Source organism: Marinitoga arctica, from assembly GCF_054657315.1.
In genome coordinates this window covers 22,725-44,400 of the sequence record NZ_BAAHYY010000006.1, presented here as the reverse complement: position 1 = coordinate 44,400, position 21,676 = coordinate 22,725, and the positions used below count along the sequence as shown (strand labels likewise).

20 protein-coding genes and 1 riboswitch are annotated in these 21,676 nt (G+C 27.6%); of the genes, 16 read left to right on the top strand and 4 right to left on the bottom strand.

The annotated features are described in order from the left end of the window. The first annotated feature begins 3 nt into the window (after window positions 1–3). The 7 genes from ACYQ44_RS03100 (at window position 4) to ACYQ44_RS03070 (ending at window position 7,589) form a co-directional block, all read left to right on the top strand. Complete coding sequence (locus tag ACYQ44_RS03100; protein ID WP_459995142.1) at window positions 4–1,338, top strand: hemolysin family protein; 1,335 nt, start codon at window positions 4–6, stop codon at window positions 1,336–1,338. Next, window positions 1,313–1,738 carry a cytidine deaminase gene (locus ACYQ44_RS03095; protein ID WP_459995140.1) on the top strand — a complete coding sequence of 142 codons (426 nt, stop codon included), beginning with the start codon at window positions 1,313–1,315 and terminating at the stop codon, window positions 1,736–1,738. Before ACYQ44_RS03100 ends, ACYQ44_RS03095 begins: the two co-directional genes overlap by 26 nt. After that, a complete protein-coding gene (locus tag ACYQ44_RS03090) occupies window positions 1,713–2,849 on the top strand; it encodes a SpoIIE family protein phosphatase (protein ID WP_459995138.1) in 1,137 nt (378 codons plus the stop codon). Before ACYQ44_RS03095 ends, ACYQ44_RS03090 begins: the two co-directional genes overlap by 26 nt. A 2-nt stretch (window positions 2,850–2,851) precedes the next feature. Next, complete coding sequence (locus ACYQ44_RS03085) at window positions 2,852–3,388, top strand: NUDIX domain-containing protein (protein WP_459995137.1); 537 nt, start codon at window positions 2,852–2,854, stop codon at window positions 3,386–3,388. Then, the gene (gene gltX, locus ACYQ44_RS03080; RefSeq protein ID WP_459995136.1) at window positions 3,389–4,849 is read left to right on the top strand and encodes a glutamate--tRNA ligase; all 1,461 of its coding nucleotides are present in this window, start codon (window positions 3,389–3,391) and stop codon (window positions 4,847–4,849) included. It begins immediately after the preceding gene. A gap of 5 nt (window positions 4,850–4,854) precedes the next feature. Then, window positions 4,855–6,246 carry a cysteine--tRNA ligase gene (cysS, locus tag ACYQ44_RS03075; protein ID WP_459995217.1) on the top strand — a complete coding sequence of 464 codons (1,392 nt, stop codon included), beginning with the start codon at window positions 4,855–4,857 and terminating at the stop codon, window positions 6,244–6,246. A gap of 122 nt (window positions 6,247–6,368) precedes the next feature. Beyond that, the gene (locus tag ACYQ44_RS03070) at window positions 6,369–7,589 is read left to right on the top strand and encodes a GAF domain-containing sensor histidine kinase (protein WP_459995135.1); all 1,221 of its coding nucleotides are present in this window, start codon (window positions 6,369–6,371) and stop codon (window positions 7,587–7,589) included. A gap of 27 nt (window positions 7,590–7,616) precedes the next feature. On the opposite strand, the gene ACYQ44_RS03065 is transcribed toward ACYQ44_RS03070, so the two are convergent. After that, window positions 7,617–9,062 carry a radical SAM/SPASM domain-containing protein gene (locus ACYQ44_RS03065; RefSeq protein WP_459995134.1) on the bottom strand — a complete coding sequence of 482 codons (1,446 nt, stop codon included), beginning with the start codon at window positions 9,060–9,062 and terminating at the stop codon, window positions 7,617–7,619. A 13-nt stretch (window positions 9,063–9,075) separates the two neighbouring features. Next, window positions 9,076–9,660: a TetR/AcrR family transcriptional regulator gene (locus ACYQ44_RS03060; protein ID WP_459995132.1), complete on the bottom strand. Its 585-nt coding sequence runs from the start codon at window positions 9,658–9,660 to the stop codon at window positions 9,076–9,078. 305 nt (window positions 9,661–9,965) lie between these two features. Then, a riboswitch (TPP riboswitch) is annotated at window positions 9,966–10,075 on the top strand. 62 nt (window positions 10,076–10,137) lie between these two features. On the opposite strand from ACYQ44_RS03060, the gene ACYQ44_RS03055 reads away from it, so the two are divergent. The 7 genes from ACYQ44_RS03055 (at window position 10,138) to ACYQ44_RS03025 (ending at window position 17,865) form a co-directional block, all read left to right on the top strand. Beyond that, a complete protein-coding gene (locus tag ACYQ44_RS03055; protein WP_459995130.1) occupies window positions 10,138–11,115 on the top strand; it encodes a thiamine ABC transporter substrate-binding protein in 978 nt (325 codons plus the stop codon). Window positions 11,116–11,216: 101 nt separating this feature from the next. Further along, entirely contained in the window at window positions 11,217–12,497 is a 1,281-nt protein-coding gene (locus tag ACYQ44_RS03050; protein ID WP_459995129.1) for an ArsB/NhaD family transporter, read from the top strand. A gap of 30 nt (window positions 12,498–12,527) precedes the next feature. After that, complete coding sequence (locus ACYQ44_RS03045; RefSeq protein ID WP_459995127.1) at window positions 12,528–14,183, top strand: nucleoside kinase; 1,656 nt, start codon at window positions 12,528–12,530, stop codon at window positions 14,181–14,183. Between the two features lie 89 nt (window positions 14,184–14,272). Then, a complete protein-coding gene (locus ACYQ44_RS03040; protein ID WP_459995126.1) occupies window positions 14,273–14,632 on the top strand; it encodes a PadR family transcriptional regulator in 360 nt (119 codons plus the stop codon). 103 nt (window positions 14,633–14,735) lie between these two features. Next, window positions 14,736–16,040, top strand: coding sequence for a nucleotide sugar dehydrogenase (locus ACYQ44_RS03035; RefSeq protein ID WP_459995125.1), 1,305 nt, complete (start codon window positions 14,736–14,738; stop codon window positions 16,038–16,040). Further along, a complete protein-coding gene (locus ACYQ44_RS03030) occupies window positions 16,037–17,122 on the top strand; it encodes a Gfo/Idh/MocA family protein (RefSeq protein ID WP_459995124.1) in 1,086 nt (361 codons plus the stop codon). The genes ACYQ44_RS03035 and ACYQ44_RS03030 overlap by 4 nt, the downstream gene beginning before the upstream one ends. Next, the gene (locus ACYQ44_RS03025; protein ID WP_459995123.1) at window positions 17,119–17,865 is read left to right on the top strand and encodes an acyltransferase; all 747 of its coding nucleotides are present in this window, start codon (window positions 17,119–17,121) and stop codon (window positions 17,863–17,865) included. The genes ACYQ44_RS03030 and ACYQ44_RS03025 overlap by 4 nt, the downstream gene beginning before the upstream one ends. Window positions 17,866–18,042: 177 nt before the next feature. Here ACYQ44_RS03025 and ACYQ44_RS03020 read toward each other — a convergent pair whose 3' ends face one another. After that, window positions 18,043–18,876: an NAD-dependent epimerase/dehydratase family protein gene (locus tag ACYQ44_RS03020; protein WP_459995121.1), complete on the bottom strand. Its 834-nt coding sequence runs from the start codon at window positions 18,874–18,876 to the stop codon at window positions 18,043–18,045. Between the two features lies 1 nt (window position 18,877). Next, window positions 18,878–19,321, bottom strand: coding sequence for a MarR family winged helix-turn-helix transcriptional regulator (locus ACYQ44_RS03015; RefSeq protein ID WP_459995120.1), 444 nt, complete (start codon window positions 19,319–19,321; stop codon window positions 18,878–18,880). 250 nt (window positions 19,322–19,571) lie between these two features. Here ACYQ44_RS03015 and ACYQ44_RS03010 point away from each other — a divergent pair, with 250 nt between their 5' ends. Then, complete coding sequence (locus ACYQ44_RS03010) at window positions 19,572–20,642, top strand: hypothetical protein (RefSeq protein WP_459995118.1); 1,071 nt, start codon at window positions 19,572–19,574, stop codon at window positions 20,640–20,642. 41 nt (window positions 20,643–20,683) lie between these two features. Further along, the gene (locus ACYQ44_RS03005) at window positions 20,684–21,652 is read left to right on the top strand and encodes a hypothetical protein (RefSeq protein ID WP_459995117.1); all 969 of its coding nucleotides are present in this window, start codon (window positions 20,684–20,686) and stop codon (window positions 21,650–21,652) included. The last annotated feature ends 24 nt before the right edge of the window (window positions 21,653–21,676 follow it).

The following is a 21,676-nucleotide window of genomic DNA, read 5'->3' as shown; positions in this document are numbered from 1 at the left end:
TAAGTGGAAGACCCCAGTAGTTATAAGCAGATACTTATTATGATTTTAGAAATTGTATCTTTGTTATTTTTATCTGCATTTTTCTCAGCATCTGAAACAGCTTTAACATCTATGAGTAGACTAAAAGTAAAAGACTTAATTGAAAATGAAGATGACGAAAATACTAGGGAAAAATTGCATAACTTTTTGCATCATCCAAACCAACTGTTAACGACTATACTTGTAATGAATAATCTGGTAAACATTTTAGTTTCTTCTTTAACAACAGCATTTATTATTGAATTATTTCCAGGTAGTGCCGGAAAAGCTGTAGGTATAGTTACAGGTGTATTGACTTTAATGATTCTCATTTTTGGAGAAATTACTCCAAAGGTTTATGCTAGAGAAAATGCAGAAAAATTTTTTAATATCATTTTTCCAATAATATCATTTTTAACATATATATTGAAACCTATTATATGGTTATTAGTAAACATTTCAAATTTTTTTATAAAGCTTTTTGGAGGAGAAAAAATAAGCGAAGCACCGTTTATTACTGAAGATGAAATTATAAATTATCTAGATATTGGTCACGAAGAAGGGGTTATAGAAAAAGATGAAAAGTTTATAATGAAAAGAGGATTAGAATTAAAAGAAATATCTGTTAAGGAAATAATGACTCCAAGAGTTGATATAATAGCTGTGTCTGAAGAAGATACAGTAAAGGAATTAATTGAAATAATTAACGAAGAAGGATATTCGAGAATTCCAATATATAAAGAATCTATTGACAATGTAATAGGTGTTTGTTATGCAAAAGATATATTTAAACTTCTTCAGGATGAAGGAATGAATGAAGAAGTTTTAAAAACAAATATAAAAAATATTATGCACAAGGTAGAATTTATACCTTTAACGATGAAAGTTAGAGATGTTATGAAGTTGTTTTTAGAAAAACATACTCATATGGCCATTGTAGTTGATGAATATGGAGGAACAGCTGGATTAGTAACTTTGGAAGATATATTGGAAGAGTTGACAGGTGAAATTTTAGATGAATATGATATTGTTTCAGAAGAAATAAATATTGTGAAATTAGGGAAAAATGTTTATTTAGCTAATGGGACAACGCCAATAAATGATATAGAAAGAGAAATAGATTTAGAACTACCTGAAACAGATTTTGAAACTATAGGTGGTTTATTATTAGAAGAATTTGAGAGATTTCCAAAAGCAGGAGAAAAAATAACATTAGATGGTGTTACGTTTGAAATAGTATCTGTATCGAAAAATAAGATTGATAAAGTAAAGATAACTATTAAGGAGGATTTAAATGAAAACAAGTCAAGAGAAGGTTGAATTGCTATATGATAAGGCAAAAGAAGCTATGGAAAATTCATATTCTCCATATTCAAATTTTAAAGTAGGAGCAGCATTGATTACTAAAAATGGTAAAATTTATACAGGGACAAATATTGAAAATGCTTCATATGGTTTATCTATGTGTGCCGAAAGGACAGCTATTTTTAAAGCTGTTTCTGAAGGAGAAACAGATTTTGAAACATTAGTTGTAATAGGTGATACCGATAAACCTATAAGTCCTTGTGGTGCATGTAGACAAGTTATTGCAGAATTTGGATTTGAGGAAGTAATTCTCACAAATTTAAAGAAGGATTTTAAGGTGATGAGTGTTAAAGAATTATTGCCATATGGATTTTCTGGTGAAGAACTAGATGATAAAGATACTAATAATAGATGAAAACGAAGATCATAGATCTTTTTTAAAGCATGCCTTTATTAATGAAAAACACATATTAGAAGAAATAGGTTTTAATGAGAAGTTTGAAGTTTATGAAGCAAAAGACGGTGTCGAAGGAATAAAAATGGCTCATTTAGTTGAGCCAAATATTGTTATATTAGAAGAAAACTTTACGGATATGAACGGTATTAAAATATCTAAAAAGATAAAGGCAATGTATGATATTCCTATTATTTTTTTAACTGTAAATAACGATTTTAGGTTAAAAGAAGAGGCGTTTCAAAATGGAGCGTCAGATTATATAGTTAAACCAGCACATCCATATGAAATTTTTAGTAGGATAAAAAAACATTATGAATATAATAAGCTGCAAAAACAGTTAATAGATACACTAGAAAATTATGAAAAAGATTTAAAAATAGCAAGAAGTGTTCAAAAAAATCTTTTGCCTAAAGCGAAAAAAATTAATCATGTTTTATTTGATTATATTTATATATCTTCACATAATACATCAGGAGATATGTTAGAAGTAATATCAATAGATGATGAAAAGGTATTTGCTTATATTTATGATATTTCTGGTCACGGGGTTACTTCAGCGCTATTATCTATAATTGTTAAACAGGAGATTGAGCAAATTATCAAATATGAAAAGGTTAAAGATCTAAAAGAAATAATTTTAAAATTAGAAAATAATACTAAAGAATATTTTTTTGATGGTAGATATTTTACAGGGATTTTTTCAATAATAGGAAAAAATGAAATAGAATACGCTAATATAGCTCATAGAGAAATAATTTTTTTAAAAGATAAAAAATTAGAATTTGAAAAAAGCAAAAACTTTCCAGCAGGTGTTGGATTAATTAATAAAATGAATTTAAATATTTCTAAAAAGAAAGTAGAAAAAGAAGAATTAATTCTTTACTATACAGATGGAATTTTAGATGTAGATGAATTTAATGAGAAACAATTTTATGAAGCATTAACATTAAAAAAATATTTTTATCCAGAAGAAGTGATTAGTAGATTAAATGAACTTTTATATATATATTTAGATGGGAATTTCCCAATAGATGATATTAGTGTATTAGTTTTAAAATTGGAGGAATAAATATGAATTTAGAAGAAAAAGAATTGAATGAAAAAAAAGTATTTAAAGGTGTTTTGTTAGATGTAAGAAAAAGTATAGTAAAATTACCAAATGGGAAAAAATCTACCAGAGAATTTGTTGTACATCCTGGTGCTGTAGCTGTTTTACCAGTTGAAAATGAATATGTATATTTAGTAAAACAGTACAGATTTCCAATAAAAAATACATTATTAGAAATTCCTGCAGGAAAATTTGATGAACCCGGAGAAGAACCTTTAGAATGCGGGAAGAGAGAGTTGGAAGAAGAAATAGGGAAAAAAGCAAATATGTGGAAATATCTTGGATATATTTATACAACTCCAGGTTTTTCTAATGAAATAATTCATTTATATTTAGCAAAAGATCTTGAAGATGCTGAAATGAATTTGGATGAAGATGAATTTTTAGAGGTAAAAAAAATAAAATTAGAAGAATTTGAGAAAATGATTTTAAATAATATAATTACTGATGCTAAAACTATAGCAGCATATACAAGAGCAAAATTACTAGGAGGGATATAAATGAGCGTTAGAGTAAGATTTGCACCAAGTCCAACGGGTTTTTTACATGTGGGAGGAGCAAGAACAGCATTATATAATTATCTTTTTGCAAAAAAACATAATGGCATTTTTGTATTAAGAATTGAGGATACAGATATAGAAAGATCAACAAAAGAATCTGAAGAGCAATTAATTGATGCTTTGACATGGTTGGGTCTAGATTGGGATGAAGGACCTAATGTAAAAGGAGAATACGGTCCTTATAGACAAAGCGAAAGAACCTATATATATAAACAAATGACAGATAAATTAATTAATGATGGTAAAGCATATTATTCATATGTATATCCAGAAGAATTAGAAAAAATAAAAGAAAAACTAACAAAAGAAGGAAAACCACCACATTATTCATATGAATTATTAGAACCATACAACACTGAAGAAAGAAAAAAAGAATTTGAAGAAAAAGGTTTAAAACCTGTAGTGTTTTTCAGAATGCCAAGAAAGTCATTTTCGATTAATGATTTAATAAAAGGACCTGTTACATTTGGTGAAGGTGCAATTGGTGATTTTATAATTATGAGAAGTAACGGGCTACCAACTTATAACTATGCTGTTGTTATAGATGATATGACAATGGAAATTACTCATGTAATAAGAGGAGATGATCATTTATCAAATACGTTGAGACAAGTTGCTTTATACGAAGCATTTGGAGTTAAAGTTCCGGAATTTGCTCATGTATCAATGATTTTAGGTCCTGATGGTAAGAAATTATCAAAAAGGCATGGAGCAACATCTGTGGAGGAATTTAGAAATAAAGGATACTTACCAGAAGCATTAGTAAATTATCTTGCATTATTAGGTTGGTCTCACCCTGAAGGAAAAGAGATAATGCCATTAAGTGAAATGATAGAAAACTTTGATTTAAATAGAGTAAATTCAAGCCCAGCAATATTTGACAATGAAAAATTAAAATGGATGAATGGAGTTTATATTAGACAGGCAAATCTTGATAGAATTGTGAAACTCTCGAAATCATTTATTCTTGAAAAAGGTTTATTAACTGAAGAACAATTTGAAAATAATAAAAAATGGGTTACTGAAGCTGTGGATATAGTAAGAGAATCTGTAGAAGATTTATCCCAAATTCCAGAAAAATTAGAAATTTTCTTAAAAGATTTCGATGTAGATTTGGAGAATGAAGAATTACAAGAATTTTTGGAAGCCGAAGGGGTTAAAACAACTATAAAAATAATATATGAAAAAATATTAAACGATCCTGATTGGAAAGTAGAAACAATATTAAAAAATATAAAAGAAGCTATGAAAGAATCAAAACCTAAGAAAAAACCGTTTTACATGTCTTTAAGAAAAGTATTAACAGATTCATTTGAAGGGCCAGATTTAGTAAAGACCATTCATTTAATAGGAAGAACAAGAGTTCTTCAAAGATTAGAAAGAGTGGTGGCAAAATGGTAAGGAAGATAAAGATTTTTGATACTTTAAAAGGGGAATTGGTAGATTTTGAACCAATTAAAAAAAACCATGTTAGAATGTATGTTTGTGGTCCAACGATATATAACTTAATTCATGTGGGCAATGCAAGGCCTATGATAGTTTTTGATGCATTTAGAAGATTTTTAGAATATGTTGGATATAAGGTCACAATGGTTCAAAATTTTACAGATATTGATGATAAAATAATAAATAAAGCTAATGAAGAAGGAGTTGATTTTGAAGAAATTGCAGAAAGATATATAGTTGAATATTGGAAAGATTCATATTATTTAAGAATAAGAACTGCAAATTATCATCCGAAAACATCTAATTATGTATCTGAAATAATTGAATTTATAGAAGATTTAATAGAAAAGGGTTATGCATATGAATCACAAGGGGATGTATATTTTGATGTATCAAAGTTTGAAAAATATGGGGAATTATCGCATAGAAATCCTGAGGATATGATTTCTGGAACGAGAATAGAAATATCAGATAAAAAGAAAAATCCATTAGATTTCACATTATGGAAAGCAGCTAAAGAAGGAGAACCATATTGGGATAGTCCTTGGGGAAAAGGTAGACCTGGTTGGCATATAGAATGTTCTGTTATGTCAAACTGTTTATTAGGAGATTCTTTTGATATACATGCAGGAGGTAATGATTTAATATTTCCACATCATGAAAATGAAAAGGCTCAATCAGAAGCAAGGCATGGAAAGACTTTTGCAAAATATTGGATGCATAATGGAATGATAAGATTTTCAGGAGAAAAAATGTCAAAATCCATAGGTAACATATGGTTAGTAAGAGAATTAGTTAAATTATATGATGCGGATACAATTAAGACATTTATATTATCGAAACATTATAGAACCCCGTTAGACTTTACAGAAGAAGGATTAAATGCTCAAAAGAAATCTGTAAAAAGAGTTAATGAGGCTTTAAAAAGAGTAGAGGAGAAATATAATGAACATGTTCCGTATATTCCTAAATCTGAATATATGAAAGAAAAAATAAATGAATTCATAGATTATTTATCACTAGATTTTAATACTCCAAAAGCAATAGCATTAATTTTTGATCTTGTAAATGAATTAAATAAAGCATTTGATGAAAATAAAGAAGGAAGAGTTTTAGAAGCATATCATTTAATTAGAAATGAATTTGGACCTGTTCTTGGAATATTTGAATTGCCTACAAATGAAGAAAAATCGTTAAAGACAGAAGAATTGATGAATCTCTTAATTGATGTAAGAAATTCTTTAAGAAAAGAAAAGAATTTTCAATTAAGTGATTATATAAGGGATACCTTAAAGGATATTGGTATAATATTAAAAGATACACCAGAGGGAACAAAATATACAATAGAATAAAAGGAAGAATAATTGGAGCTCTTTGAGCTCCAATTTTTTATGAAAAAAACTTCACTTTATATTTGACAAGTATGAAAAATGTGTTATAATTGTAAAGAAATAGAAAAATTGGAGGTAGGGTGATGAATTGTGAAAATGATATTTTATCTAATTTTGAATTAATGGCAGAGCTTTCTTCCCGTTTTACTGGAGAAGAAAACGAAAAAGAATTTATGGAAAAATTATTATCAGCAGCTATAGAAAGTATTCCTGAAGCTGAAGCAGGAACGATATGGCTTATAGATAATACTTTGTATAAAGCTGTAGCAGGGTATAATTATGAAAAAGAACTAATAAAAAATTTGGTTGTTCCATTGGAAGATGCCTATATATATAAATATATAGATCATATGGATATTATAGAAATAAATTCTTTTGAGGAATTTACAAGTCCATCGAAGATATTTCATGATAATGTTAAGCGTATTCATACAAATCATGATACAATGATAACATTGGCTTATCCTTTAAAAGTTGGTGGAGAAGTAAAAGGTCATATTTATATAGATAACTTTAACTTGAAGAAATTTAGTGATACAGCAAAAAAGTCATTAAAAATTTTTGGCAGTTTTGCCTCAACATTTTTAACATTGAAATCTTTAAGAGATGAAGAAAAAAATGCAAATGAATTGAATAGCATTTATTTAAGTTTTATAACACATGAAGTAAGAACACCTTTAACGGCAATATTGGGATATGCTGAAAGTATATTAAGAGGAAATAAAGATCTATCTAAAGAAGAAATTTTAGATTTAGTGAAAAGAATATATATGAGTTCAAAACATATGAATTCATTGATTTATGATCTATCAACTTTTAATAAATTAAATAGAGAAGAAGAGTTAAACATTTCAGAAATGCATTTGAAATTTTTAGTATACGAATCTATATCTATTGTAGAACCTCAACTATCACCAGATGTTGAATTAAACATAAAGTTTGAAGAAAATATACCTGAAATGATAGAAACAGATTCTGTAAAAATGAAGCAAATATTAGTAAATATTGTTGGAAATTCTATAAAATACACTGATAAAGGATATGTGAATGTAAATATTGCATTTGACGAAAAAACAAAGGAGTTTATTATAACAGTTAAGGATAGTGGACCTGGAGTACCAAAAGACAAACTAGAAGATATCTTTAAGCCATTTGTTAGACTAGCTAAAAATAAACCAGGCAGTGGGTTAGGACTGGCTATTGTCAAAAGATTAATTGAAAAACTTAAAGGAAGAATAAGTATAGAGTCTGAAATAGACAAAGGAACATTTGTAGAATTGAGATTTCCTCAGAAAATAAATTAACAACTCCCCCAAACCGGGGGAGTTTTATTATCCTTTTTTATCTAAAGCTAATTTTTCTTCGTTATCGGCATATCTTCTCATTCTTGTTTCATAATTGTATATTCCACGTTTTGAAGGATATTTTTCTGCATAACCTTTTTCATACCATAATTTATCTGCATATGGTTTCCATCCTTCAGCTAATTTATCAATTTCTGGAGCTAATTCTGTTATAACTTTTTCACTTCCAGGATGTTGAGGAATTGCATCGAATTTTTTAACCATTGCTCTAAATACTTTTGGATTATCAATAATAGGACATGGTCTAAATAAGTTATTTGAATATGGTATAGTTCTTTTGTATGCTTCAAAGAATGGAGATTTTAATATTTCAAGTATGGATTTTTCTCTAATGTTATCAACAGCAAATTGTTGGAATACACATGGTTCTGCATAGCCTTTAGCGTTGATATGTAAGTATTTTGAACCAGCAGCCAAACATCCATGAGTTAAAAATCCATGATTCCAGAAATCAGCTACAAATGCAAAATCTCCACCAAGTCTCATTTTTTCAGTTACTTCAAATCTTTCAAATCTTTGTTCTGGAGTCGGCACTAGATCCATTGTAGGATCCATTCCAACAGGCATAAATTGATAAATCCATACATAAGCTACATTATGTTTTTTTAAGAAGTTCCAGAAATCATCACTCATTATTAAATCATGGTTTTTTCTTGTTGCTGTTACTGAAGCTCCATATATTACACCATATTTTGTTAATAATTCATATGCATGCATTATTTTGTTGAAAACACCTTTTCCTCTTCTCCAATCTGTCATTTCTTCAAAACCTTCTATCGATATTGAAAGAGTGGCATTTCCTAATTCAGATAATTTTTTAGCTTTTTCTTCGGTTATTAATGTTCCATTTGTATAAATCATAAAGAAAGAATCATTAAATTCTTCTAGCATTTCAAATAAATGTGGATAAATAAAAGGTTCTCCACCAGTTATAACAAAGAAATAAATACCAAGATCATTAAATTGTCTTATTATGCTAAATAATTCATCTTTAGAAAGTTGATATTTATGTCCATATAACCCAGCATAACACCCAACACATCTTAAATTACAAGCATATGTTGGACTGATAACAGCTAATTTAGGTAAAACAACTTTATGCTCATGCATTTTTTCTTGCCTTACCTTTTCTCCAATTGCGAATTCATTTATAATTAAATTATTTATAATCTTTTCTACGACTTTAGGATTAGATCTTTTAAATAAGTTTGACCAGTTTACAAGCATAGGATCTCTATTTTCTGCACCTTCAGCTAATTTTCTTAAGCCACTTTTTGCAGGTTCTTTTGCTAAATTTGATAATGTTCTTAATAATTTTGCTAAATCTTCAACGTCGGAGTTTCTTACAACATTAGTTACTAATTTTGAAGCTTGTTTAAACATCATAGTTTTCATACTATCAAGGATTTTCATAAAAACCCCTCCTTTATGATATAATTTTTCCTATTATATATTCTAAAGATGTACATAATTCCCCTTCTTTAAAATCAACACCAACAGATTTATAAATTCCTATTCCGTCTATCATAGCTTGTAAAATAATAGCTGTTGTTTTATTTGGAACAAATTCTGACCATAGATCAAATAGTTGTGAGTAATAATCGTGAAATAAATTACCAAGTTCTTTTATTCTTTTTTTGTCATGAATAGAATTTATTAATATTTCAAAAAGTCTTAAAAGATCGTCAGAAGGGAATTCTTTGATTATTTTTGAATATAATTTAATAATTGCTTTAGCTTTTTCCTCCTTAGAGGTTTCTTTAGGTAAAAGATTACTAATATAATTTTTTAAACGTTCTACTAATATAGCAAAAGCGGTTATAATTAAAGTATCTTTGCTATCAAAATATAAGTATAGTGTTCCTTTTGAAACCCCTGTTTCTTTGGCAACATCATCCATAGTAAAATGAGATAATCCTCTAGTTAAGATTAAATCTAGGGCATTTTCTGCTATTTTTTTCTTTTTTTGTTCTTTATATGTGCTTTTATTTTTTTTAGAATTAGATACCATTACAATCACCCCTATGACTGACTGGTTAGTCAATTATATTATAATACTTTTTACATTTCGTTTCAAACATGACAAAAAAAGTCATAAAATTGGACCGTCAACTTATTAAGTTATAAAAAATACTAATAAGGTATTATTTAAAATAATTTTGGCTGACTGACTGGTTAGTCAAGAAATTTACCTTTTTTTAAATAAAAAATAACATAAAATAAAAATTATTAGTTAGTTTTCTTTTATAAAGTAAAAATTCTTTATATTAAAGTAGTATATTGATTTTTGAATGAATTAGTGTTATAATAATAATGTAAAACCGCCGGGGGAGCTCCTAATCCGGAGCTGAGATTAAGGTGGAAGCCTTAGACCCCAGCACCTGATCCGGGTAATACCGGCGTAGGGAGAGCGGAATAAAATGAATTTAATTTAACGCCTTCCAATGCCGGAAGGCGTTTTTTAAATTTTATTAAGGAGGTAATTTATATGAAGAAGGTATTATTCTTTTTTGTGGGAATTTTATTAGTTTCAACTATTTTTGCTAACACACTTACTGTATATGTATATGATAGTTTAGATTGGATTAAAAAAGGTGTAATTCAAAAATTTGAAAAAATGTATGGAGTTAATGTAAACGTTGTTGTATTAGGAGATGGAGGAAATGTTCTAGCAAGATTAAAACTTGAAAAAAACAATCCTAAAGCAGATGTTGTAATAGGTCTTGATCAATCACTATCAGTTTTAGCCATCAATGAAGATTTAGTTATACCATATACCCCTTTAAATTTAAATAAAATCAAGGATAGCAATTTAATTTTTGATAAAACAAATCATTTGATACCATATGATTATGGAGCAATAGCAATTGTTTATGATCCTGAAAGGTTAAACGTTGTCCCTAGAAGTTTTGAAGATTTGACTAAATTAAATAAAAAATTAATTATTCAAGATCCAAGAACTTCTTCTACAGGTCAAGCTTTTTTATTATGGACTATTGCAGTTTATAAAGATCAGTGGAAAGATTATTGGAAAAGATTAAAAAATGCTATTTTAACTGTAACGCCAGGATGGAGCGAAGCTTTTGCAAAGTTTGAATCTGGTGAAGCACCAATGATGGTAAGTTATGCAACAGATGGAGCATACTCTTACTATTATTACAATTCAACAAAATATAAGGCGTTTATACCCGAAGAAGGAGCATATGTTCAAATTGAAGGTGCCGGGATTGTAAAAGGAACAAAAAATTTAGAATTATCAAAAAGATTTTTGGAATTTTTGTTATTCGATGATTTTCAAAAAGAAATTCCTTTAAATCAATGGATGTTCCCGGTTATAAATACTGAATTACCAGAAGCTTTTAATTATGCAATAATACCCGATAAGGTTGTTACTATAGAAGCAGATGAAATTGATAAAAATATGGAAAAATGGCTTGAAGAATGGGAAGAAATAATGTTGAAATAAAGAAATAAATGGAAAGGAATGGAGCGAGAAGCTCCATTTTTTTTGTTGAAAATGAATTAAAATTTGGAGTATAATAGAAATATATAGTTTGGGGGGATGTTATGATTGTTAAAGCTATAACTTTATTAATTTTCTTTTTTACGTATTATCTAATAATATTTGGAAAAGGAAATAAAGCGGTAATTGCATTTAGTATGGGACTTTTAGTTTCACTTATTAAAGTTTCTGAAAATTTAAAAATAGCAAATGTAGGAGATTTTATAGATTTTAATACTTTGGGTATTCTTCTTGGTATGATGATTATAGTTGGAATATTAAAAACAACAGGACTTTTTCAAGCAATTGCAATATATATAGTGAGAAAATCAAACGGGAATGTGGTAGCTATTTTTGTTTTTACAATGCTTTCAGTAGCCATATTATCCAGTATTTTGGATAATGTAACTACATTACTTTTATTTTCGCCGGTGATAATATATATATGTCAGGAAATAAATATAAGGCCAGAAACATTTCTTTTTCCTATGATTTTTTCAGCTAATGTTGGTGGAACTGCGACGATGATAGGTGATCCTCCCAATATTTTAGTAGGAAGTGCTTCAGGTAAAAGTTTTTTGGAATTTTTGGTAGTTATGTCTATACCCTCTGTTATAGTTTTACTTTTTTCAATAGGTTATTTTTTATTTAAATATAAAGAATTAAAAAATGTAAATAAAAATCAAGTAGAAACATTATTACAGGCAGATCCTAAAAAAGCTATAGTCGATTATGATTTATTAAGAAAAGGATTAATGGTATTTGGATTAGTTATTATAGGTTTTTTTATTCATGAATATCTTGATTATGAAGCCGCTTTAATAGCTTTAACAGGTGGAGCTATTATGCTACTTTTGTCAAAGAAAGATTTTGATGAAATTTCATCGGAAATTGAATGGGATACATTATTTTTCTTTGTTGGATTATTTGCAATTGTAAAAGCGCTGGAAGATGTTCATGTTATAGAAGATGTAACAAGTTTGATATATAATTTTACTTCCCACCCATATTTTATATTGTTAATTGTTTTATGGAGTGCAGGAATTTTAGCTGCTTTCATGGGAGCTGTGCCTGTTGCCACAATTTTTATACCAATTATTAAGGGATTATTAGGATCTTTTCCTCATAGTGATTTATTATGGTGGGCATTGGCATTAGGAGCAAGTTTTGGTGGTAATGGAACAATTAGTGGGGCTGCATCTAATATGGTCATTGTTGGTATGATTGAAAGTAATTTTGAAAGAAAGGTTGGATTTTTGGATTTTATGAAATTAGGTATGAAAATAGCTATTTTAGGTTTATTATTTTCAACCTTATATTTATATATTTTAATGAAAATCAATTAATATTAGGGGATAAGATAAAGGGGTGAAAAAATGGGTTATCTTGTAAAAACTGATTATGGAGAAATTAAAGTAAGTAAAGGAGAGCAGTTTTTTAAAATAGCTGATATTTTACAAAAAAATAATCCTTATACGATTCTTGCAGTTAATTTTAATAATGAAATTAAAGAATTATGGAAAAAAGTACAGGATAATGGTTATGCTAAAGCTGTAGATATTACTTCAAATGAAGGTATGAGAATATATAGAAGAGCTTTGCTGTTTATTGTTTATATAGCTTTAAAAAGAATAAGAAAAAATGCCAATTTAGTAGTGCATCACACAATAGGTCCAGGCTTATATTTTGAGATAAAAGGTATGAGAAATACAGAAAAAAATGTTAATAAACTTAAAGAAGAAATGAAAAAAATAATAAATGAAAATATTCTTTTTGAGAAAATAACATTAAGTAAATTTGATGCTATAAAATATTTTAATGATGTCGAAGAGTATGATAAAGCATTATTATTTAAATATAGAAAAAAAACTACAGTTAAAGTATATAAATGTGATAAATTCATAAACTATTTTTATGAATATATGCCACCTTCTACTGGTTATATAGACAAGTTTGATGTTATTTCATACGATAAAGGATTTATACTATTGCACCCAACAAATTTAAATCCCAATGATATTCCTGATTTTAAACCTTTGCCAAAGCTTTCTGCTACTTTTATTGAATACAAAAAATGGTTAGATATATTAAATATAAAAAATGTTGGAGAGTTAAATGCTTTAATAGCAAAAGGTGTAAAAAAGGGTGGAGAATTAGTTAGGATTTCTGAAGCTTTGCATGAGAAAAAATATGCTAATATAGCCGATGAAATTATGAAAAGAAAACATGTTAGATTAATATGTTTGGCTGGACCATCTTCTTCTGGTAAAACAACTAGCGCTAAAAGAATATCTTTAGAGTTAAAAGTTCATGGTAAAGAACCTTTACAAATTTCATTAGATAATTATTATCTTGATTATGAAAAAATACCATTGACAAAAGATGGGAAAAAAGATTTGGAATCTTTAAGAGCCTTGGACTTGGATTTGCTAAATAGTAATTTAAAAGATTTAATAAATGGAAAAGAAGTAGAACTACCAAGATATAATTTCGTTACTGGAAAAAGAGAGTGGACTGGAAAAAAAGTTAAGGTAGGGAAAAAACAGCCAATTATAATAGAAGGTATTCATGGGTTAAATGAAAAATTAACAGAGAGTATTTCAAGAGATCAGAAGTTTAAAGTATATGTAAGTGCACTAATACAGATGAATCTAGACGAAATGAATAGAATTCCAACAACAGATACAAGGTTAATAAGGAGGATAGTAAGGGATTATAATTTTAGAGGAGCTACAGCGTTGAGAACACTTAAATTATGGCCAGAAGTAAGAAAGGGTGAAGAAGAAAATATTTTTCCATTTCAAGAAGAGGCAGATGTTATGTTTAACTCTTATTTAGTATATGAACTTCCAATATTGAAATTATTTGCTGAACCATTATTGTTAGAAATCGATAACACATTACCAGAATATACTGAAGCAAAACGATTGTTAAGGTTTTTGGATTATTTTTTGCCATTTCCAGCTATTAATGAAGTTCCAAGAATATCTGTTTTAAGAGAATTTATAGGTAATAGCGCTTTTGAATACTGAATTATATTATAAACGATTTAATTTTTTGATATATAAAGTTTATATAAAAATGATAGAATAAAATAAATATTTGTTTTGGAGGGATTAATATGCCAGGATATGGAAAAGGACAAGGAAGGTTTAGGAGAGGATGGATAGAATCATTTGTTCTTTTGATAATAGCTGAAAAACCTGCCCATGGGTATGAAATAGCAAATAAATTATCAGATTTTGGTGTAATTTTAAATGGAATTGGTCAAATGGGTAATTTATATAGAACATTGTCTAAATTAGAAGATATGGGTCTTGTTATTACTGATTGGGATACAACAGATTCAGGGCCATCAAAAAAAGTATATAAGATTACAGAAGATGGAATTAGATTTTTAAGAAATGCAAAAAAAGAATTTGAAGAATTTAAAAATATAATAGATATTTTTATTAATAGAGTCTCTAAATTTGAAGAGTAAGTGCCGAAGGGCACTTTTTTTGTTGACAATAAAAAACAAATATGTTATAATTCACTCAGTGAATGAAAAATAAAAATAAATTTATATACTTGGAGGGGTGAAAATGAAATTAATAGAAAAAATACAGAACAAAACAGCGAAAATAGGAGTTATAGGACTCGGATATGTTGGATTACCTTTAGCAGTTGAAAAAGCAAAAGCTGGTTATGAGGTTATAGGATTTGATGTTCAAGAAAAAAAAGTTGAAATGGTTAATAAGGGTATAAATTATATTGGTGATGTAGTAAATGAAGAATTAGAAGATCTAGTAAAAGCTGGAAAAATTATAGCAACCACTAATTTTGATAAATTAGAAGAATGTGATGCTATTATGATATGTGTTCCTACACCTTTAAATAAGTTTAAACAACCAGATTTACAATATGTAATTGCATCTACAAAAGAAGTAGCTAAAAGACTGCATAAAGATATGTTAGTAACATTGGAGAGTACAACATATCCTGGAACAACAGAAGAGGTTATGCTTCCTATACTTGAAGAAACAGGGTTAAAAGTGGGGAAAGATTTTTATCTTGCGTTTTCACCAGAAAGGGTGGATCCAGGAAATATAAGATTTAAAACCAAAAATACTCCAAAGGTTGTAGGTGGTGTTACCCCTGAATGTACAAAACATGCAAAAGCATTATATGAAAATGTTTTAGAGGCAGAAGTATTTGCTGTTTCAACACCAAAAGAAGCAGAAATGGCAAAGATACTTGAAAATACATTTAGAATAGTAAATATAGCTTTAATTAATGAAATGGCTGTTGTGGCAAAAAAGTTAGGAATAAATATATGGGAAGTTATTGACGCAGCAGCAACAAAACCATTTGGATTTATGCCATTTTACCCAGGACCAGGTGTTGGAGGGCATTGTATTCCAATAGATCCATTTTATTTAACATATAAAGCAAGAGCTGTTGATTATCATACTAGATTAATTGAAATGGCTGGAGAAATTAATGATGCGATGCCTGAATATGTGGTTTCAAGACTTCAAGATATACTTAATGATAGAAAGAGATGTTTAAATGGAGCTAAAGTATTATTACTAGGTGTTGCATATAAGAACGATATAGATGATTTAAGAGAATCTCCAGCATTGAAGGTTATAGAACATCTTGAAAAGAAACATGCTAATATTATTGTTCATGATCCATACATTTCAGAATTTACACATGAAGGAAAAACATATAAAAGCGTAGAATTAACAAAAGAATTACTTAAAAGTGTTGATGCAGTAGTGTTAACAACAGCACATTCGAATGTTGATTATGAATTTATTCTTGAACATGCCCCATTTTTATTTGATACAAAGAATAAAACCAAAAACATTGAGAAAAATAAAGATAAGGTGATATTATTATGATTCGAATGGCTTTAATTGGTTGTGGTAGAATAGCTGCTAAAAAACATACAGAGGCTATAATAAAAAATAGCAATCCATTTGAGCTTGTTGCTGTAGTAGACCCTATAAAAGAAAAAGCAGAAAATATAGCCAATATAATAGAAAATGCTGGGTTAAAAAGGCCGGAAGTATATACGGATTATAATGAAGTTTTTAAAAGAAAAGATATAGATATGGTATCAATTGCAACAGAAAGCGGATATCATTATCAAATATCAATTGAGGCGATGAATAATGGGAAGCATGTATTAGTTGAAAAGCCAATGGCTTTATCCACAAAAGAAATGGATCATATGATAAAAACTTCAAAAGAAAAAAACTTGAAACTAGGTGTATGTTTTCAAAATAGGTTTAATCCTCCAATTCAAGAATTAAGGAAAAAACTTGAAAATGGAGAATTTGGGAAACTTTTACATGGACAAATTTCTATAAGATGGAATAGAAATAAATCATATTATGAACAAGCACCTTGGAGAGGTACATGGAAGCTTGATGGTGGAACGTTGATGAATCAATGTACGCATGGAATAGATTTGTTACAATGGACATTTGGGGAAATAGAAGAAGTTTCAGGTAGGATAGAGAATTTTAATCACCCATATATTGAGGCAGAAGATTTTGGAAGTGCAATAATAAAATTTAAGAATGGTGCTGTTGGAATAATAGAAGGAACAGCAAATGTATATCCCAAAAATCTTGAAGAAACTTTATCTGTTTTTGGAGAAAGGGGAACTGTTGTTATAGGAGGACTTGCTGTTAATAAAATAGAAACATGGCGATTTGATGATGAGGAATCACACCCATTTCAAAATTTACCAGATCCTGATACAGTGTATGGTGCTGGTCATGTTCCTCTATATAAAGATTTTTATGAAGCAATAGTTAACGACAGAAAACCATATATTTCTGGTGAAGAAGGGAAAAAAGCAGTAGAAATAGTTTTAGCAATTTATAAATCATCAAAAGAAAAAAAACCTGTAAAATTTCCATTTGAATTTTCTACAGAAGAAATGAAAGAATATTTTAAGAAGGTGGAAAAATGATTTCAGAATATGCAGATATACATGAAACTGTAGAATTGGGGCATAATATTGAAATAGAGGAAAATGTTATAATAGAAGAAAATGTAAAATTAGGAAATAATGTTGTTATTAAAAAAGATACAATTATAAAAAAGGGTAGTGTAATAGCTGATAATACAGTTTTAGGGAAAAAACCTTTTAAGGCTTCAAATTCTGCTGTAACTCAAGAAAAAGAATTAGAACCGTTAATAATTGGAGAATATGTAACTATTGGGGCAAATTGTGTAATATATAGAGGAGCAAAATTGAACAATTATGTTTTTGTTGGAGATTTAGCAAGTATTAGAGAAGATGTTGAAATAGGAGAATATACTATTATTGGTAGAGGTGTTGCAATAGAAAATAAAACAAATATAGGGAAAAAAGTGAAGATTGAAACGAATGCTTATATCACAGCTATGTCAACAATTGAGGATTATTGCTTTATAGCACCAGAAGTTACCTTTACAAATGATAATTTTTTAGGTAGAACAGAAGATAGAAAGAAATATTTTAAAGGGGCGATTTTAAGAAAAGGAGCAAGAGTAGGAGCAAACTCTACGCTTTTGCCCGGAATTGAAATAGGAGAGGATGCGCTTGTCGCTGCGGGTTCTGTTGTAACAAAAAACGTTCCTCCAAGAAAAATAGTATTGGGAAGTCCTGCAAAAGTATATAAAGATGTTCCAGAAGAACAATTATTAGAAAATCAAAGTTATTATAAGTAATTATATAGCTGAGGTATGAATTGCCTCAGCTATATTTTATATTTTTTACAGTATTTAACCAATTAATGGTATCTTCGATACTATTAAAAATTGGTCTAGGATTATAATTTAAGTCTTTTTGAGCTTTTTTGTGAGAAAATTTGTAATATCTATGCAGAGTATGGATGCTATAAGGACTTAATGAAAGATTTTTTTATTTGTAAGATAATTGAAAAAAGTAATATATGAAATTATATATGAGTTTGAAGGTGATATAAATTTTATTTTAAACCTTTTATTGTATATTAAATCAAGAAAATAAAAGATTTTTCTCATTGATAGATTTTCACCACTTAAAATGTATTTTTCATTGTCTTTCTCTGAAGCTTTAATAATTCCTTCAACAACATCTCTAACATCTACAAAGTCAAATGCTCCATCAACGCAATATTTCATTTTTCCATTTAAATAATCTCTGAACACTTTTGTAATTTCTGAATTTTTATAATCGTATGGACCAATAATACCTGTTGGAAAAACAATAGTAGCATTTATTTCATTATTTTGTATAGCTTTTAATACCTTTAAAGTGGCTATAGCTTTTGATTTTCCGTATGCACCTGTAGTTTTATTAGGATCGATGGGAGTATTTTCGTCAATGGTGGCTCCTTTTTCTATTTCAGAAAAAGCATGAACAGAACTAACATATAATAATTTTTGAACATTATTTTCTTTTACTGCCTTTATAATATTTTCTACCCCACCTATGTTTACCGAGTATACAAATTTATTTTTTAAAGGAAGCAAAGAAATTATAGCAGCAAGGTGAAATACTTTTTCTATGCCTTTACAAGCATTATTTACTGCAGTATAATCTCTAATATCTCCATAATAAACCTCTAAATTCATTCCTTTGAATATAGATAAATCTTCACCAGGTAAGACGAATATTCTTATTTTTTCACCCAAGTTATACAATCTTCTTGTTAAAACATTTCCAATATGTCCAGTAGCACCAGTGATTAAGATCATATTAATCACTCCCTGAAAAATTGTGATTGTATATTTCTATTATTTTATAAAATCCTTTTGAAATAATTTCTAAATCTTCTTTGGAAACTTTAGACATAAAATCATTAAACATCAATTCAAAGTTTTTAACTGTTTCGTTGAATACATTTTCACCATTTTTTGTAAGTATTATTGTAATAGTTCTTCTGTCCTCGTTGTTGCGTTTTCTTTCTACATATTTTTTATTTTCTAAGCTGTCGACAATATTTGTTATGTTGCTTTTAGTAGTTGAAAAATGTTTAGCTAATGAACTCATTTTTTGAGGACCTTTTAAACCTAAATATAATAACACATAAAATTCTAATGTTTTTAATTTTTCAGCTTCTGAAAAATCTGATATAACTTTTGTAAAATTTGAAATAAAATCAAAAAGTAGTTTCAAAGCTTTTTTTGAATCTACAATCATAATATCCCTCCTTATTAGTTTATTATTTAGACTATTAAAAAAATAAATAGTTCAAAAATTTAATTAAATTCAAAATATATAAAAATAATATTTTTAAAGTTAAAGTTTGGTTAAATAAAGGCGATATTATATAAGTATTTTGTAAATATAAGAATTTATGTGATAAAATAATATAAAAACAGAAGAATTCAATTAAATTTTATTAATTTTTTGGGGTGAAATTGTGAGAAGGATAATGTTATTATTTATTATGTCTATTAGTATTATTTTATTTGCTGTGGATTCTCCTAAACAACCTGTTTTATTTTTTAATATTGATGAATCAATTAAGGAGTTATCGAAAGATATTAATTATTTACTAAAGTTATCTATGTATAATAATTTGGATTCAGAAACAAATATTCCTTCTTTTGATTCTAGATTTTCATATAATTTTTATCCAAATGATGATGTTTATGCTGTTGAGGTTGCTGTTTCTGCAGCGAGAATTTTAGGATTAGAAAAAGAAATTTTAAACAAATATCCTTTCTCTTCACCGACATTTAATGATGTAAAAACTAATTTAGAAAAATCTTATGTTCAAAACGGATATGACTTTTCAAGAAATTTTGGATATTTAGAATACATTAATAAATATTTTATTAATAAAATAGGATTACCTTTATTAAATACCAATAATCCTTTATATAAATTGAAAAAAATAGATGCAGTAAAGGTTATTGTAAAAATTTTTACTGTTGAAGCATTAAATAATGGTTGGAATTTTGGATATTATAATCCTATGACATCTGAGAGGAATTTGGTTACATATTCTGAAGAGTTAAATTCTAGATTGAATGTGAATACAGGAATAACTAATTCGAATGATTCAGGATATTTGGCAGTTTTTGAAAGATATTTTTTAATAGAATATAATAATAAAATTATTCCAGTTATAAAGTTACCTTACTTTGAAAATGATAAAATTTTTGATGGAAACAACTTAATAAGTAGAGCTTATTTTTATTCTCTTTTATCAATTATATTTTCTCAACAACCGATGATTGTAAATGAAAAAGATTTAGTACCTGTAAGAACATTAAATAATATGATATCTTATTTACCTAAATCTACTTTAAAAGGTGAGCCTGCATTGTTTAAGATAAAAGCTCCTTTTAAATCAAAGATAAGAAATATTGTTCCATATAAATTTTCTAATGATGTGATAAAATTTATTACAGATAATGAAGAATTAATAACTTTAGATAATTCTAAAATTACTGTAAAAACTAATTACTATATTGAAAATATTGTGAATAATACCTCCCAGACAAAAAAATAAAAGCTCAAAAAGAAGAATATTTTAATGGTCAAACCTTTTCCATGAATTATAAATATTTAGATAAAATGGATTTAAATGAAAGAACATTAGAATTTTTGAGTTCCGGTACAATAAAAAAAGATAATGAAGATGTGTGGATAGTAAATATAAATCATGAACATAATCCTAAATTACAAATTCCAGAAAACTTGGAGTTAACGAATAAATTTAAAATTGATAAAAATAATATAAAAGTAAAATGGTATTCTGTAGATGTGGGTACAATATCCAGAATGGGTGATCTAATAAATAAGAGAATTTCTACAATTCCAGAGAAATACAAAAAATTATATAAAGAAGTAATGGCTGATGAAGTTCCGAATGATATTGGAGTATTTTTTAAAACTAATGTTAAATATGAATACAGAACAAAAATTATTCAATCGGATTATATAAATTCAAATATAAATTATTTTAAAGTGGTTGATAGATTAAATAGTGAGAAAAATTATGCAACATTAGAATCGTTAAATAAGTTTTTAAATAACTATAAAAATTATTTTGAAAATATTAATGATAATGAAGATCATACATTTATTTCGTATTGGAAAGATGTCTCTAATAAATTAAACGAAATTGATACTTCAAAAAATGCTTTCTTTATACCTGAAATGAATATAACAATGAATGTAATTGAAGAAAAATTTGTTCAAATGCCACAAGATATGACGATTTATTTTTGGGCATTTTATGGTGGAAAATTAATATCTTTTGAACCTGAAACATATAGATTATTTACACAGAAATTTGTCGATCCATTAAAATATAATCCAGATGCATTATTGTATGTGAAATACAAAGATGGTACTATAAAAAAAGGCAAAATGAATACAGATGGCAAAAAAATATTATATAATGATAATGGAGAATATTTAAGAGATGTATTATTATGGTTCCAAATAGCTTTAAAAGTAGATAAATATGGAAATAAATATGTGGAAATAGTATACATTATTGGTGAAGAAATATAATAGAAGTGAGATACCCTTTGGAGG